Below are 14861 nucleotides of genomic sequence, written 5' to 3' on the forward strand. Positions count from 1 at the left end.
GGTCAGAGGCCCTCGTGCGTCCAGGAGCCGTTGTACAGGTACGGCGGCAGGTACTCCGACGTGACCTCGATGGGGATGCCCGCGTCGTGCGCGACGCTCGCCAGCCCGAGGGGGCCGATGGCGACGTACCCGTTCGGGGACTCCTCGTTCTCCTCCGTCGACCAGAGTTCCTTGAACAACTCCAGCGCTTCCGCGAGGGCCTGGTTGAACTGCTGCTCCTGGCCGGTGTTGATGATGTTGTGGAACAGGTTCAGCTGCGGGAAGGCGACGACGCGCACGTGCTCGCGGTGCACCGGGTCGATCTCGTCCGGGCCGGTGGCCTTCAGCGCAGCGTTCAGCGCCTCGTGCACGCCGGGTTGCTGGAGGTTGAACTTCTGGAACATGTCGACCATGAGGAAGACGTAGTCGGGCTCTTCGCTGCCGGAGGCGCGCAGCACCTCAAGAGGCACCGCGCTCAGCTGTTCCGTCTTCGCGACATCCCTGGCGATGGCGGCCAGGTAGTTCGTGGTGAGCCAGGTGCCACCGGACGCGAAGTACACGGGACCCGTCGCCGTGACCGGGATCTGCTTGCCCCGCAGCGTGATCTCGACCTGCGCGCCTTCCTCGGCCGTGGCCACGGCGTAGATCGCGGCGCCGACCTCCGCGGCGAAGAGCAGGCTGTCCCAGGTGTCGCCGTTGCTGCCCAGCGGGTCGACCGCGCACCGGTGACCGAGGTGGGCCAGCGCGTCCCTCATCAGCCCGCTGAGCGCGATCGTGCGGACGTTCTCGAGGGAGTCGACCGTCTCCTCGATGCGCCGCTCGATCTTGGCCAGCTGCTTGGCGGACCAGTCCGGATCGACCTCGTGTCGGCTGACCTCGACCACCTGGGGCTCACTCCTCGGTTTCCGTCTGCCACTTCATCTTGAAGTGCTTCGTCTCGTAACCGTCGTAGACGTCCACGCGTCCGCCCGGGTACTTGTCGTTGTAGCCGTGCTCGCGCTTGTAGGCGTCGAGCTCCTCCGGAGTCAGGTCCTTGACGTCCTCCGCGTGGTGCTTCTGGAGGTAGTCGTCGAGGCTCATCTCCTTGACCTTGGCCTGCGTCACAACGTACTCGACACCGGGGTGGTTCGGGTCCCGGCTGGCCGTCAGCAGACGGTCGCCGAGCTCGTTCTCCCGCAGGTAGGCGGCCTTGAGGTCGTTGACGGCCTGGTCCACGTCGGTCTTGCTCATGCCCTGGCCCTCGAGGTCGGCACGCATCTTCTTCTCCGCCTTGGGAGAGAGCTCGCGGTCGCGCATCTCCTCGGCGATCTTCTCGAAGTACGTGTCGTGACCCTGCTTGACGAGGACGTTGTCGCCGTTGAGCGCGTTGTTCAGGCCGGCGCTCGGCCCCTTCGCCTCGACGACGACGAGCCTGCCGTCGCCGGTCTCCCACACCTGGTCGAACCGGCCGCTGCCGGGCAGGCCGGGGTCGATCCGGGAGGGCGGCGGCGGACCGGGGTAGATCTCGGGCGTCGAGTGCATGCCCGCCCGGTCGCCGAGCTCCTCGCCGATCTTGGTGAGACGCGCCTGGGCCGCCTTCTCCTCGGGTGAGCTGGTCTCGGCGTCCTTCTGGTTCTGGTTCTCCTGCCGGCGTTCGTCGACGAGGTCCTGGTTCTCGCGCCTCAGCTCCGGGTCGACGTCGTCACCGCGGGAGCTGTCCACCTTGTCCTTGTGGAAGTCCGGCGGGATCGGCGTCTGGTCTTCGGACAACACGTACTCGTCGCCCTGCTTGCGCACGGGCGGCACCGGATCGCCGTTGGCGTCGACGACGTTCTGGTCCTTGCGCGGGGTACGCCCCTGCGCGTCCTCGTCGAGGTAGTACTTCTTCCGGTAGTCCGGGTCGTTGACCTTCTCCTCCATCGACGCCTTGGGGTTGCGCGTCTCGATCTCCACGGGCTCGGGATCGATGTGGCGCTTGCCGTTGCCGTCGTCGCCGCGGTCCCTGGCGTCGGTCGGGTCGAGGTCCTTGTCCTTGTCGTGCGTGCCGGGCGCGAAGCCGTCGTCGCCGGTCTTCGTGGACGACCCGTCCGGGTGGTGGGTCTCCCACTCGCCGTTCGGCGGGATCTTCGGCTGGCGGGTGCCGTCGGGACGGATCTCGGGGTCGCTCGTGAAGACACGGCCGTTGGCGTCGGTCCAGGCCGGCTTGGTGGGGGCCAGCACGGGCGCGTCGAGGTGCTTGGAGAGCTGCTTCGCGAAGTCGTTGCTGGCGGCGTCGCAGCCGATCAGGCGGACCGGCTTGCTGCCGTCGTAGCCGGAGCGGCGGAGCATGTCCGCGTACTCCTTCGGCGTGTAGTCGTGGCCGCCGATGCGGGCCCTGCCGTCCGGGGTGACGTGCACGTCCGCGGTGAAGTAGCGCGGGTCGTTGGGAACGCGGTGCGGCAGGTCGCCCATGTCCGGGTCGCCACCGTGGTGCGAGACGCCGGACGGGGTGGTCTCGGCGTGCCGCTGGTGCGCCTCCTCCGGGGAGGGGCGGTCCGCGGGCGGGGCGTCCTGGTCGTGGTGGTTCGGGCTGTCGGGGTCGCCGTCGTGCGGCTTGTCCGGGGTGTTGTCGTGCGGCTTGTCGCCGTCCGGGCCGTGGTGCGGCGCGTCCGCGTCGGGGCGGTGGGGCGCGTCGGCGTCCGGGCGGTGAGGCGTGCCGGCGTCGGGACGGTTCGGGCTCGCGGCTTCCGGGTGGGTGCTGTCCGGGGCGCGGTGGGGGGCCTCGGCCGTGTCGGTGCCGCGGTGGCGGGGGCCGTCCGGGGTGTGCGGGCGGGTGCCGTCGGGCCGGGTGCCGTCGGGACGTGAGCCGTCGGGCCGGGTGCCGTCGGGACGCGAGCCGTCCGGACGTGAACCGTCGGGACGTGAACCGTCAGGGCGGGTGCCGTCGGGACGGTTGCCGGGGCCGCTGCCGTCCGGGCGGGACGGGCTGTCGGGCCGGTGCGGTGCGTCGGGGCGGTGGGGGGCGTCGGGACGTGACGGACCGCCGTGGGGCGCGTCCGGGCGGGACGGCGAGTTCGGGCCGCCGTGGGGCGCGTTGGGCCCGTGCGGAGTGTTGGGCGCGTGGGGCGCGTTGGGGCCGCCGTGCGGTGCGTTGGGCGCGTGCGGTGCGTTGGGGCCGCCGTGGGGCGCGTTCGGGCCGTGCGGGGTGTTTGGACTGTGGGGTGCGTTAGGTGCGTGCGGTCCGTTAGGCGAGTGCGGTCCGTTAGGCGAGTGCGGTGCGTTAGGCGAGTGCGGTGCGTTCGGGCCGCCGTGGGGCGCGCTCGGGCCGTGCGGCGCGTTAGGTGCATGGGGCGCGTTGGGGCCGCCATGAGGCGTGTTCGGGCCGTGCGGCGCGTTGGGACCGCCGTGGGGCGTGTTGGGGCCGCCATGTGGCGCGTTGGGAGCGTGCGGTGCGTTCGGGCCGCCGTGCGGTGCATTCGGTGCGTGCGGTGCGTTCGGCGAGCCTGGGCGCGTTGGTGCGGACGGGCCGTTGTGCGGTGCGTCGGGACGTGACGACGGCGTCGTGTTGCCGTGCGGTCCGTCAGGGCGCGACGGTCCGCCGTGCGGGCCGGACGGGCCCGTGTTGGGGCGGCCCTGGGGTGCGTCCGGGCGTGACGACGGTGCGTTCGGGGCGTCCGTGCGGGCCGAAGGTGCGTTCGGAGCCGTCGGTGCGGACGACTGCGGGCGCATCGGGGCGTCGCCGCGAGGGGCGTTCGGCGCGGACGGGCCGCCTGCCGCGGGGGCGTGCGGTGCTCCCGCCGACGGGCTGTGCGCCGGCGGCATGGTCGGGGTGGACGGGGCGTGCGGTGCGGCCGCCGAAGGGGTGGTGGCGCGGCTCGGGGGAGTCGCGTCGGGGCGCGCCGCGTTCGGCGAGCCGGCCGAAGGGCCGCCGGTCGACGGGCTGTGCGGGGCGCCGCCCGAGGGGGCGTGTGGCACGCCGCCGCCAGAAGGCATTCCGCCGGAAGGCGCCGACGGCGCGGAAGGCATCGAAGGTGCCGAAGGGGAGGACGGCATCGACGGGGACGACGGTGCGCTCGGCATCGACGTCGGACGGGCTGGGGCGTCCGCGCGGGACGCCGACGTCGACATGTCGGGGGAGCGCGGCGCGGGGGCGCTGGAGCCCAGGTCGCCGCGGCTGCCCGGGGTACCGGTCCAGCCCTGGCCGGGACCCGTCGGCGGACGGCCTCCCGCGGGGGACGACGGTGCGCCGCCACCGGCGTTCGGGGCGCCGCCGCCCATCGGGCCCGCCTGGGAGGGCGTCGACGACGGGGAGGTGTCCGGGGCGCGGGTGGGGGCCTGCGGGGCGTCCGGGCGGAGAGGTGCCTCCGGCGGTGCCACCGAGGACTGGACGGTCTGGCCCGTGTTGCGGGCCGGCGCCGGTGCGTCCGGGGTCGACGAGGTGTGCGGGGCGCTCGGGGCCGCCGGTGACGAAGGCGAGCCGGGAGAACCGGGAGAGCTGTCGGGCGAACGCGGGGCCGAAGGAGCCGAGGCGTTGTCGGGGGCCCGCGACGGGGCGTCGGGCGCCGAGCTGTCCGGGGCGCGGGAAGGCGACGGCGCGGACGAGGGCGACGAGCTGTCCGGAGCACGCGAAGGCGCGTCCGGCGACGAAGGTGAAGAAGGTGACGACGGCGAGGAGGGCGACCCCGGCGAGGAAGGCGACCCCGGCGGCGAGGACGAGGAAGGAGACGACGGCGAACTGTCCGGAGAGGACGGTGAGGAAGGCGAAGAGGGCGAGGACGGCGAAGTGTCCGGAGAGGACGGTGAAGAAGGCGACCCGCCAGGAGACGAAGGCGAACCCGGAGACGAAGGCGAGCCAGGAGAAGACGGCGAGAGGTCCGGAGCGTTGGTGCTGTGGAACAGGCCACCGGGCTTGATGGACTTCGTGGAGATCACGTCGAGCCCGGTCACCTTGCCGACCAGCTTGCCGACGACCTTCATGATCTTCGTGAAGATCTCGACCAGCTTGCCCAGCAGCGGCGAGACCTTCTTGATGGTCTTGATGAGCTTCTGGATCAGCTCACCGATCCGGGTGGCCCACTTCGAGATCGCGGTCACGGCCTGCGCCACGATCACCGGCGTGCCGAAGCCCAGCGTGAACACGGCCTCCAGCACCCAAGTGATCAGCTTCGCGACGAGGTCGGCGATCAGGTCGCGCACCATCTCGCGCACGAACCCGACGACCATGCCCATCACACCGACGACGGTGCCGACCGAACCAGCGGTGGAGGCCGCGCCGGACAACGCGTCCAGCTGCTCGCCCGCGGCCTTGCGGTAGGCGTCGGCCGCGCCACCGGTCCACGAACCGGTGCCGTCGACGGCGGCCTTGTAGTCGCCCGCGATCTTGCCGAGCTCCTGCGAGACGTTGCCCCACGTCGTCGAGTACGACTGGATCACCGGCGGGTCACCCGCCAGCCAGTCCAGCGCCTCCTTCAACGGCTGCATGTGCTCCATCAGGAACGAGGCCGCGGACGACAGCAGCGTGCCGAACGGGTCGATCGCCATCGAGGCGGCGTCGGCCACGAGACCGACGACGCCGAGGCCGCCCTCGATCCAGCTGCCCTCGGAGATGCCCTTGTACGCGTCCACCGCCGAGTCGGCGATGGAGAAGCCGGTCGCCCAGCCGTTGTCACCGGTGCCGGCGTTGAAGAAGCCGGACGGTTCGGCGGGGGCCTGCGCCACCAACGGGTTCGGTGAGGACATCAGACGCCACCCTTCAGCGTGCGGGTGATCTGGTCCTCGACCTCTTGGTAGTGCTTCGCGGTCTCGGTGACCTTCTTGGCGGTGGCCTCCATGGCCTCCGCCGCGCCCTTCAACGCGTCCATGCCCCACTGCTCGACCGGATCGAGCAACATCCGGAACGGCTGGCAGATGATCCCGTACGCGTCAGTCGGCATCGACACGGTGTTCGCCGCGTCCACTGCCCCCTGCAGTCGCCCGTGCAGGCCCTCCAAGGCCTTGGCGTGCGCTTCCAGCACGTCCGAGGTGACGTTGAAACCACCGGAAGTCATCGAACCCCCTCAAGTTCGAGCAGCGGACAGAAAGATCAGGAGAGCACGGACTCCCCGCCGAAGTCGTCGTCATCGTCTGACGGCGGCCGGCGGCGCGGGGGAGGCGGCTGGGTCGGGCGGGGCGGAGGCAGTGCTTCGTCCTCCACCCGGAAGTTGATCTCGTTGCGGTCGTACGGCGTGCGCGTCGGCTCTTCGGCCGGCGGCGCCGGGAAGTTCTTCTTGGCCTCGTTGAACAGCACGTTGGCCGTCTCGTCCTGCGTGCCGATGGTCTCGGCCATGGCTTCCTGCAGCAGTTCGGGAATCCGGGACTGCGCGCGCTGCAGCAGCTTCATGATCTCGCCGCTGACCTCGGACATGCGCTTGCCGGAGGCGGACTCGTTGATCACGAGGTTCTGCAGGATCCCGTTGGACCCGACCAGGATCTCGATGGAGCCGTCCTGCGACCGCTCGGAGATCGTCATCCCCTGAACGCGCGTCGCCATCTCCTGATAGCGCGCGGCGCGTTCCTGGATGTTCTGGTTCCAGTTCGCGAGCATCTGCTCGGATCCGGCGATGTCCTCGGGCACCGGTGATTCCCTCCCAAAGCGGCGGCGGACTCAAAGGATGACGCAGCCGGATCCGATCTCGTTCCACCATGAGGTCAAATCGGCTGTGCAGACCAACGGCGTCCCACTGATCGGACCAGTGGGACGCCGTTGAGTCACGTGCTAGTTGATGCCCAGCAGGTCGACGACGAAGATCAGCGTCTCGTTGGGCTTGATCACGCCACCGGCACCGCGCGCGCCGTAGCCCAGGTGCGGCGGGACGACCAGCTTGCGGCGGCCACCGACCTTCATGCCCTGGACGCCCTGGTCCCAGCCCTGGATGACACGGCCGCCGCCGAGCGGGAACTGGAACGCCTCGCCGCGGTCCCAGGACGCGTCGAACTGCTCACCGGACGAGTGCGACACACCGACGTAGTGCACGGACACGAACTGACCGGCCGTGGCCTCCGCACCGTCGCCAACGGTGATGTCCTCGATCAGCAGGTCGGCGGGCGCCGGGCCGTCGTGCGGGTCGACCTCAGGCTTCGTGGGGGCCATCACAACTTCCTCTCGGAACGGGGTTGTTCGCGCTCGATCCAATCACGCGGGGGCGGGCGCGGCCGAATGGCCTACGCGGACCAGCCCTACCCGGCCAGGAGTCCTCATGTCTTTCTTTAATCACCACCGGCCCCGCGGCCGGGGGACACAACAGAAGAAGGAGATGATCATGGCGGCAACCCTGCACCGCCTCCGGTCACTGCTCGGCGCGGCACTGGCGGCGGCAACGCTGTCCATGGCCTGCGTCAGCGTGGCCGAAGCAGCTCCGACTCCGGCCACCGACGGTGAGTTCGGCACCCAGATCGTCGGCGGCACGCGCGCGAGCACGTCCACCTACCCCTGGGTCGTCTACCTCGCCACGAGCAGTGGTTTCCAGTACTGCGGCGGCACTCTCGTCGCTCCCAACAAGGTCGTCACCGCCGCGCACTGCACCGAGGGCGACTCGGCGTCCGCGGTCCGGGTCGTGGCGGGCCGCGACGACAAGAACTCCACCGCGGGCACCGTCGCCCGGGTCACGAAGATCTGGATCCACCCGAGCTACCGCGACGTCACCCTCGGCTACGACGTCTCGGTGCTCACGCTCGATCGCAACCTGTCGCAGACCCCGATCCCGTTCGCCACCTCGGCGGACAGCGCCCTCTACAACGCGGGCACCAGCTCGACGATCCTCGGCTGGGGCACCACGTCCTCCGGTGGTTCGGCCTCGCGCTACCTGCTGCGCGCCACGGTGCCGCTGACCAGCAGCTCCAGCTGCACCAGCTCGTACGGCAGCGACTACAAGGCCACCCACATGGTGTGCGCCGGTTACGCCCAGGGCGGCACCGACACCTGCCAGGGCGACTCCGGTGGCCCGCTCGTGGCCGGTGGCAAGCTGATCGGCATCACGTCGTGGGGCGAGGGATGCGCGGCCGCCGGTTACCCCGGCGTCTACACCCGCGTCTCCACCTACGCGGCACAGATCCAGGCACAGCTGTAAAAAACGTGAGGCCGGGAAGGGGCAACCCTTTCCGGCCTCGCTTACGTCCTGGAGACATGAACGGCAAGAAGCTGTTGGCCGGCGCCGCCGTGCTGGTCGTCGCCGGAGTGAGCGTGAGCTCCGCGGTGCGGGACGAGACCCTCGCACCACCACCGATCGTGGACTACGGGCCGGTGCGCCTTGTCGCGTTCGATTCATGTGACAACGCATTGACCGAACTGCGCCGCGCCATGTCCCCGTACGTCAGTGCGTACGGCCTCGGCGGCCACCGGTTCCTCACCATGGAGAGCTCGGCGACGGACAACAGCGCGGGCGTCGCGCAGAAGAGCGTGCCCGACGCTCCCACCGCCGCCACTCCGCCCACGCAGCAGCAGGGCCACTCGACGACGAACGTCCACGAGCAGGGCGTCGACGAGCCGGACATCGTGAAGACGGACGGAAAACGCGTCGTCTCCATCGCCGACGGCAAGCTGCGCGTCATCGACGTCGCGTCCAAGACCATCACCGGCACGGTCGACCTCGGTGAGCGCCGGGCGAGCCAGCTGCTGGTCTCCGGCGACCGCGCACTCGTGGTCGCCGACGGCCCCGTGCCGATGATGAAGCCGTCGCTGCCGCCCGACCGCCCGTCGATCGCGCCGGAGACCGCCACCGAGCTCGTCCTCGTGGACCTCAAGGGGCTCAAGGAGATCAGCAGCCTCAAGACCGACGGCTTCTACCTCGACGCCCGCCAGATCGGCGGCACCGCCCGCGTCGTCGTCCGCTCGCAGCCGCGCCTGCCGTGGGTGTACCCGGACCAGACGACCAACGAAGCAGGATCGTTGCGCCGCAACAAGGAGATCCTGCAGAACGAGCCCATCGGGTCGTGGCTGCCGCGCTACGAGCTCACCGAGAACGGCGCCAAGTCGAGCGGAACCCTGGTCGACTGCGCGAACGTCAGCCGTCCGGCCGCACCGAGCGCGACGTCGATGCTGACCGTGCTGACCTTCGAGCTCTCCGGTCAGCTCGGCACCGGTCAGCCGGTCTCGATCGTGGCCGACGGCGACACCGTCTACGGCACCGACCGCAGCCTCTACATCGCCGACGACCACCGGTTGCTGCCGGAACTTCCTTCCAGGCCACCGGTTCAGCGCCCGATCACCACGGCGATCCACCAGTTCGACATCGGCAACCCCGGCCCGCCCAAGCACGTTGCTTCCGGTGACGTGAACGGCACGCTGCTCAACCAGTACTCGCTGTCCGAGTACGAGGGCGTCCTCCGCGTCGCCACCACCACGGGCACCGAAGGCCCTTGTTGCTGGCGGATGCCCGCGGACGTGGTGCCGCAGCAGAACATCGCGCCCGCGCCGTCGGAGAGCTTCGTCACGACACTGCGCCGCGAGGGCAACCAGCTCGCCAAGGTGGGCCAGGTCGGCGGGCTGGGCAAGAACGAGCGGATCTACAGCGTCCGGTTCATCGGCAAGCTGGGCTACGTCGTCACGTTCCGCCAGACCGACCCGCTCTACACGCTCGACCTGAGCGATCCCAAGCAGCCCAGGGTGACGGGCGAGCTGAAGATCACCGGCTTCTCCGCCTACCTGCACCCCGCGGGCGACGGGAAGCTGATCGGCGTCGGCCAGGAGGCGACCGAGCAGGGCAGGACGACCGGCACGCAGGTGTCGCTGTTCGACGTGGCCAATCCCGCGTCACCGCAACGACTCGCGCAGTACCACCTGCCGAACTCGAACTCAGAGGCCCAGTTCGACCCGCACGCGTTCCTCTTCTGGCCGCAGGACGGCACGCTCGTCATCCCGGTGTCGGCCTACCGGTCGAGTCCCGAGGTCTCCTCGCTGGTGCTGCGCGTCGAGGGCAACCAGTTGCGCGACAACGGCAAGATCGTCGAACCGTCCAGCCCGAACAACTACGGCGGCCCGAGGCGCACGATCGTCATCGGCGACCAGCTGTGGTCGATCTCCAACGCGGGCGTGCAGGTCAACGCGCGCAGCGGCCTGGCACAGCAGGCCTGGCTGCCGTTCACGCAGTAGCGCGGTCTCCGTTGAGCAGGCGGTGCGACAACACCGTGCCGCCTGCCATCGCCGCCGGGATCACGACCAGCGCGGCCAGCGGGATCAGGCACAGCAGGTAGGTCGGCACGGCGAGCCCGAGCACCAGGCCGCGGCGCGTCGCGAGGATCTGCCTGCGCTGCTTGAACGTCCGGCCGCGGCGCGTGAACGGGATGCCGGTCAGCTCGATGCCGAGCAGGTAGCCGTTGATGAGCACGGCCAGCACCGGCACGACGGTCTGCCCGATGATCGGGATGAACCCGCAGAAGAACAACGGGATCGCGAACAGGATCGACGTGCCGACCAGCAGGAGCGTGCCGCGCAGTCCCACCAGGAACCCGCGCCACCAGCCGATCTGCTCCGCCTCCGGCACGCCGCCGAGCTCGTCCTCGACCTCTTCCGAGATGTACTCGTAGAACGGGCCGCCGATCATGAGCGTGATCGCGGTGAACAGCAGCACGCTCAGTCCGAGCCCGGCCGCGATCACCGAAATTCCGACGGCGACCTCGACGACGCTCTTCCAGGTGTCGCTCCACGAGTCCGCGAAGCCGGTGAGCCATCCGGCGATCGAGTCGATGTTCGTGACCAGCAGCACCCAGCCGCCGATCATCAGCACGGCCGTGATGACCGCGGGCAACGCACCCATCAGCACGCGCTTGGGCGAGCTGAACACCAGGCTGAACCCACGCAGCAGCAAACCGACACCGGCACCGAAGTCCTTGATCACGCGCGCAGGATAGTCGGTTTCGTGCCCTGTTGAGACGAGGTGGAGTGATTTCGCGAGGCGCGGCATGATGGCGGTCCGAGTGCGGGAGGCGTTGAGGTTGAGCAACCCAGCTAGGAACGCCGTCGTCGTCCCGGACGGGCCGCTGCCGATGCTGCCGCCGTCCATCTGGGAGTCGAGGGACGTGCGCGAGGCGGTCGCCGCGGAGTCGCCCGGCGCCGTGGTCGCGATCGCGCGCAAGGCGCACGGCCTGCGTCAGGACGAACTGGGCACGCTGGCCGGGTTCTCCCAGTCCGCGATCTCCCGCCTGGAGTCGGGCAGCAACATCGCCTACGACATGCGCGTCCTGCGCACGTTGCAACGGCTGCTCGGCATCCCCGCCCACCTGCTCGGCCTGACCGACCGCACGGTGCCGGTGCCCTCCGGCGACCTGGTCGTCGGCATGGAGGGCAAGGCGCTGATGGCGTTGTGCGCCTCCGCCGTCTTCAGCGCGGACAACGACGACGCGGTGAGCCAGCTGCTCGTGCTGCGCCGGATCGTCAACGACGCGCACAACTGGCGGGCGACCGGAGCCCTCATGCCCGCCGTCCGCAGCATGTACGACGTCATCGACGCCTTGCGCCGCAACGCGCGTGGCGAGATCCGCCGTCGGTTGCTCGGGACGGGCGCGATGTACGCGGAGTTCTACGGCTGGCTGTTCGAGGAGGTCGGCGACCTGCGCAACGCCGGCGCGTGGACGTCCAGGGCGTTGGAGCAGGGCCAGGCCGCGGACGACAGGGACGTCGTCGCGTACTGCTACGTGCGGATGAGCCAGCTCGCCGAGGCCGACGGCGACGACGACCGCGTCATCGGCCTGGCGCGGGCCGCCCAGCGCGAGACCGGGGTGAGCCCGGTCGTGCGCGCGATGGCGTTGCGGCAGGAGGCACGCGGTCTTGCCCGAGCGGGTCAGAACGCGTGCATGCGGCGGTTCGACCTCGCACAGGCGTTGGTGCAGAACGTGGAACGGCCGCTCACGGACGAGTACTCGATCGGCTACTGCTTCACCGACCTGCACGTCCAGATGCAACGGGCCGCGAGCATGGTCGCGCTTTCCGACCACCGGCGCGCCATCGACGCGTACACGGAGCTCATGCCGCGGTGGGGCAGCGTCTGCCAGTGGGAGCAGGGCGTGCACACGGCCACCCTCGCCTACGCGCACACCGCCAACGGTGACGTCGACCAGGCCGTCGAACTGGGGTTCGCGGCACTGGACCTGGCCCGTGTGACGGGGTCGCAGCTCATCGTGAACGAGCTGGCCAGGCTCGGACCGTGGGCGGCGACGCCGGCGATCGCCGAGCTCACGGCCCAGCTCCGGTAGCCAGCCGTATGCGAGTTCCGCATACGGCACCCGCAAATCGTATAGAACCCTGCCCATTTCGCGGGGCAGCCCGCACGATCTAGGGGTGATCGACCTAGCCGAACGAACGCCGCGCTCGGAAGAGGTCACCGAGAGGTTCTGCGCGGCAGTGGCAGAGCAGAGCTCGGGCCCTTACCGGCTCAAGTTCTACGCCACCACGCACGCCGTCGTGTGTGTGGTGGACGACGCCGAGGTGAAGGCATGAGCATGCCTGTCTTGCTGGTCCGCAAGCGTGCGGGTGTCGTAGGCGAGACACAACGCACGTGCCACCTCGTACCCGTGCCCGACGACGACACACTGCTCGCGTTGACCGCGTACTGCGGCGAACTCATCCATGAGGGCGAGGCCGAACTGCTCTCCCAGCCCTCTGGAATGCCGTGCGTCGGTTGCCTGTACCGCGTGCCGATGCCCCGTTAGCCAGCGGGCGAGGCGATGCAGGCCGTACCGAACCTGCGGAACCCGACGCGTTCGTAGACCCGCGCGATCTCCAGGCTTCCCGCAGACAGGAACACCAGCTCGGCGCCCCGTTCCAGGGCATCGCGCGCCAGTTCCGCCGTGACCGCACCACCGAGGCCACGTCGCCGTGCCGCCGGCAACGTGCCGATGCCCGCGATCTCCACGACGTCACCCGCCCGTTGCGCGGTGCCCACCGCCAGTACGCCCTCGCCTGGCAGGTCGGCGACCGCGTGACGGTGCCGGGTGCTCATCGGGACGGCGCCTTCGAGCGCCGCGTCCCGTTCCGCCACACCGGCTTCACCCGCTGCCGTGCCCGGCGAGGAGAACGCCAGCTCCGCCACGACGGACACCTCGACGGGCCGTGTGTCGAGCACGCGCACGTGCGGATGCGGTTCCGGCAGCTTCTCGGGATCGAGCACCAGCAACGGCGCTTGGAGCACCTCCAAGCCGGCCTCGACGGCGACGTCGAGCAGGCCCGGCGTCGTCTCGTGCACCCACTCGAACGCCTCGGGCACACCGAGTTCGCGCTGCCGCTCCCGCACCTTCAGCACGTCCGCCACCGTCGGCTGCCCGCCGGGGAACCGGGGCCGCGCGTAGTACGGGTAACCGTCGCCCGCCTGGACGAACAGCACCAGCTCGCCGTGTTCCTCAACGCGAGATCCCGGTCGGGGCACAGAGTCGTAAAACTCTTCAAGAACACTCCGCATGGAAGATCACGCTAGCTACCTTTGGCGGTATGACGCACCGCATTTCGCGCAGCGACCTCTCATGAGGGCCTTGGCGGCGTTGGCCGCCCTGCTCCTGGTCCTCACCGGCTGCGGCAGCGACCGCGAGGACCGCTTCGCCCGGCCGGGCGCGCCCAAGCAGTCGCCGAGCGGGAAGTTCGTCGCGCACGCCGAGAGCGCGAGCGAGGTGCGGGTGACCGACCGCAACGGCGGTGACGTGTTCCGCAAGTCCTATGAGTACGCGACGAGTTCGCGGGCGGACGGCATCGGCGTGGTGTGGCTGTCCCAGAAGGACCAGCTGTGGGTGCTCGTCCCCGGTGACACGAGCGAGCGCGTCGAAGCCGGGCCCGACGGCGTGTGGACGGCGGTCGAGGCGGACCTACCGAGCGAGATCACGCGGCTCGGGTGAGGGGTCCGGCTCGCCTTCGGTGATCCGCCGGCCGCGGTCCAGTTCCGCGTCGAGCTCGGCGCCGAGCAGCACGGCGATGTTCGAGATCCACAGCCACACCAGGAAGACGATCACGCCGCCCAGTGAGCCGTAGGTCTTGTTGTAGGACGCGAAGTTCGCGACGTACACGGCGAAACCGACGGTCGCGAGCACCCACAGCACGATCGCGAGAAGACTGCCGGGGCTGACCCAGCGGAAGCCCTGCTGCCGGACGTTCGGCGCGGCCCAGTACAGGACCGCGAACGCCAGGCTGACGAGCAGCAGGATGACCGGCCACTTCACGATGTCCCACACGGTGACCACGGTGTCGCCGAGTCCGACGGCCTCGCCGACGGTGTCCGCGATCCCGCCGGTCAGCACGAGCGCGCCGAGCGTGAGGGACACCAGCATCACCGCGCCGAGCGTCAACGCGAGCCGCAGCGGCACGGTCTTCCAGAACGGCCGGCCTTCCTCCACGTCGTACATGGCGTTGCACGCGCGCATGAACGCACCGAGGTAGCCCGACGCGGTCCACAGCGCCGTCAGCAGACCGATGATGCCCAGCAGGCTTGCGGCGTTCTGACTCTTCTGCAGTTCTTCGATGGACGACTTCACCAGGTTGCCGGCCTCACCCGGTGCGACCTGGTCGACGTACTTGAGGAGTTCCTGCGTCGTCGTGTCGCCCAGCAGGGCGAGCGCGGACGTCAGGACGATGATCCCGGGGAACAGCGACAGCACGGCGTAGTAGGTGAGCGCCGCGGCCCAGTCCGTCAGGTTGTCGTCGTTGAACTCCTTGACCGTCCGTTTGAGAACGCCCCACCAAGCGCCTTTCGGCAGCTTGGTGGGGCCTTCAACGGTCTTACCTGCGGGCACGGCGCCAGCCGAAGGACCGGGTGCCGGTGCCGACACCGGCGAGGTGCAACGCGAGCAGCAACAACCCGAGCACGATCAGCGTGTTCACGGTGATCACGTCACCGAGCGCGACCTTCGCCAGATCGAGGATCAGCGCGAGGCCGAACGAAACTGCGGCGATGATGGCCAGCATGTGTCCA

General features: G+C 69.9%; 15 protein-coding genes. 6 read left to right on the forward strand and 9 right to left on the reverse strand.

Annotated features, from left to right (window positions below; translation table 11 throughout):
- Positions 1-2 precede the first annotated feature (2 nt).
- From ACIQF0_RS23965 to ACIQF0_RS23985, 5 genes are all read right to left on the reverse strand, one after another.
- The gene (locus ACIQF0_RS23965; protein WP_401032651.1) at positions 3-863 is read right to left on the reverse strand and encodes an immunity 49 family protein; all 861 of its coding nucleotides are present in this window, start codon (positions 861-863) and stop codon (positions 3-5) included.
- A 7-nt stretch (positions 864-870) separates the two neighbouring features.
- Positions 871-5676, reverse strand: coding sequence for a hypothetical protein (locus ACIQF0_RS23970; RefSeq protein ID WP_401032653.1), 4806 nt, complete (start codon positions 5674-5676; stop codon positions 871-873).
- Positions 5676-5984 carry a type VII secretion target gene (locus ACIQF0_RS23975; protein ID WP_360046789.1) on the reverse strand — a complete coding sequence of 103 codons (309 nt, stop codon included), beginning with the start codon at positions 5982-5984 and terminating at the stop codon, positions 5676-5678. The genes ACIQF0_RS23970 and ACIQF0_RS23975 overlap by 1 nt, the downstream gene beginning before the upstream one ends.
- Positions 5985-6019: 35 nt before the next feature.
- Positions 6020-6550 (reverse strand): YbaB/EbfC family nucleoid-associated protein, encoded by a 531-nt coding sequence (locus ACIQF0_RS23980; protein ID WP_401032655.1) that lies wholly within the window; start codon positions 6548-6550, stop codon positions 6020-6022.
- A gap of 141 nt (positions 6551-6691) precedes the next feature.
- A complete protein-coding gene (locus ACIQF0_RS23985; protein WP_360046791.1) occupies positions 6692-7066 on the reverse strand; it encodes an FKBP-type peptidyl-prolyl cis-trans isomerase in 375 nt (124 codons plus the stop codon).
- A 169-nt stretch (positions 7067-7235) separates the two neighbouring features.
- Here ACIQF0_RS23985 and ACIQF0_RS23990 point away from each other — a divergent pair, with 169 nt between their 5' ends.
- Together ACIQF0_RS23990 and ACIQF0_RS23995 are read left to right on the forward strand one after the other, a co-directional pair.
- Positions 7236-8042: a S1 family peptidase gene (locus ACIQF0_RS23990; RefSeq protein WP_401032658.1), complete on the forward strand. Its 807-nt coding sequence runs from the start codon at positions 7236-7238 to the stop codon at positions 8040-8042.
- A 56-nt stretch (positions 8043-8098) separates the two neighbouring features.
- On the forward strand, positions 8099-10063 hold the full coding sequence (locus ACIQF0_RS23995) for a beta-propeller domain-containing protein (RefSeq protein WP_401032660.1): 1965 nt from the start codon (positions 8099-8101) through the stop codon (positions 10061-10063).
- Here ACIQF0_RS23995 and ACIQF0_RS24000 read toward each other — a convergent pair.
- Positions 10053-10808 (reverse strand): EI24 domain-containing protein, encoded by a 756-nt coding sequence (locus ACIQF0_RS24000; RefSeq protein ID WP_401032662.1) that lies wholly within the window; start codon positions 10806-10808, stop codon positions 10053-10055. The genes ACIQF0_RS23995 and ACIQF0_RS24000 overlap by 11 nt on opposite strands.
- Before the next feature lie 97 nt (positions 10809-10905).
- Between ACIQF0_RS24000 and ACIQF0_RS24005 the strand changes: the two genes are divergently transcribed.
- The 3 genes from ACIQF0_RS24005 (at position 10906) to ACIQF0_RS24015 (ending at position 12618) form a co-directional block, all read left to right on the forward strand.
- Positions 10906-12162: a helix-turn-helix domain-containing protein gene (locus ACIQF0_RS24005; RefSeq protein ID WP_401032663.1), complete on the forward strand. Its 1257-nt coding sequence runs from the start codon at positions 10906-10908 to the stop codon at positions 12160-12162.
- Positions 12163-12247: 85 nt separating this feature from the next.
- Complete coding sequence (locus ACIQF0_RS24010) at positions 12248-12406, forward strand: hypothetical protein (protein WP_401032665.1); 159 nt, start codon at positions 12248-12250, stop codon at positions 12404-12406.
- Positions 12403-12618 carry a hypothetical protein gene (locus tag ACIQF0_RS24015; protein WP_360046797.1) on the forward strand — a complete coding sequence of 72 codons (216 nt, stop codon included), beginning with the start codon at positions 12403-12405 and terminating at the stop codon, positions 12616-12618. Before ACIQF0_RS24010 ends, ACIQF0_RS24015 begins: the two co-directional genes overlap by 4 nt.
- On the opposite strand, the gene ACIQF0_RS24020 is transcribed toward ACIQF0_RS24015, so the two are convergent.
- A complete protein-coding gene (locus tag ACIQF0_RS24020; protein ID WP_401032668.1) occupies positions 12615-13289 on the reverse strand; it encodes a GNAT family N-acetyltransferase in 675 nt (224 codons plus the stop codon). The two genes, ACIQF0_RS24015 and ACIQF0_RS24020, sit on opposite strands and share 4 nt — an antisense overlap.
- Before the next feature lie 136 nt (positions 13290-13425).
- Between ACIQF0_RS24020 and ACIQF0_RS24025 the strand changes: the two genes are divergently transcribed.
- Positions 13426-13791: a hypothetical protein gene (locus ACIQF0_RS24025; protein WP_360046799.1), complete on the forward strand. Its 366-nt coding sequence runs from the start codon at positions 13426-13428 to the stop codon at positions 13789-13791.
- On the opposite strand, the gene ACIQF0_RS24030 is transcribed toward ACIQF0_RS24025, so the two are convergent.
- Both ACIQF0_RS24030 and ACIQF0_RS24035 read right to left on the reverse strand, forming a co-directional pair.
- Positions 13762-14682 (reverse strand): YihY/virulence factor BrkB family protein, encoded by a 921-nt coding sequence (locus tag ACIQF0_RS24030; RefSeq protein WP_401032670.1) that lies wholly within the window; start codon positions 14680-14682, stop codon positions 13762-13764. The two genes, ACIQF0_RS24025 and ACIQF0_RS24030, sit on opposite strands and share 30 nt — an antisense overlap.
- Positions 14669-14854, reverse strand: a complete 186-nt coding sequence (locus ACIQF0_RS24035) for a hypothetical protein (protein ID WP_330273531.1) — start codon at positions 14852-14854, stop codon at positions 14669-14671. The genes ACIQF0_RS24030 and ACIQF0_RS24035 overlap by 14 nt, the downstream gene beginning before the upstream one ends.
- Positions 14855-14861: the final 7 nt, after the last annotated feature.

Source organism: Lentzea sp. NPDC092896, from assembly GCF_044754905.1.
In the GTDB taxonomy this organism is placed as follows: Bacteria; Actinomycetota; Actinomycetes; order Mycobacteriales; family Pseudonocardiaceae; genus Lentzea.

Coding starts and splice junctions, on each gene's coding strand:
- ACIQF0_RS23970 (WP_401032653.1), bottom strand. CDS start 5,676: ATGTCCTCACCGAACCCGTTGGTGGCGCAGGCCCCCGCCGAACCGTCC.
- ACIQF0_RS23975 (WP_360046789.1), bottom strand. CDS start 5,984: ATGACTTCCGGTGGTTTCAACGTCACCTCGGACGTGCTGGAAGCGCAC.
- ACIQF0_RS23985 (WP_360046791.1), bottom strand. CDS start 7,066: ATGGCCCCCACGAAGCCTGAGGTCGACCCGCACGACGGCCCGGCGCCC.
- ACIQF0_RS23990 (WP_401032658.1), top strand. CDS start 7,236: ATGGCGGCAACCCTGCACCGCCTCCGGTCACTGCTCGGCGCGGCACTG.
- ACIQF0_RS23995 (WP_401032660.1), top strand. CDS start 8,099: ATGAACGGCAAGAAGCTGTTGGCCGGCGCCGCCGTGCTGGTCGTCGCC.
- ACIQF0_RS24015 (WP_360046797.1), top strand. CDS start 12,403: ATGAGCATGCCTGTCTTGCTGGTCCGCAAGCGTGCGGGTGTCGTAGGC.
- ACIQF0_RS24025 (WP_360046799.1), top strand. CDS start 13,426: ATGAGGGCCTTGGCGGCGTTGGCCGCCCTGCTCCTGGTCCTCACCGGC.
- ACIQF0_RS24035 (WP_330273531.1), bottom strand. CDS start 14,854: ATGCTGGCCATCATCGCCGCAGTTTCGTTCGGCCTCGCGCTGATCCTC.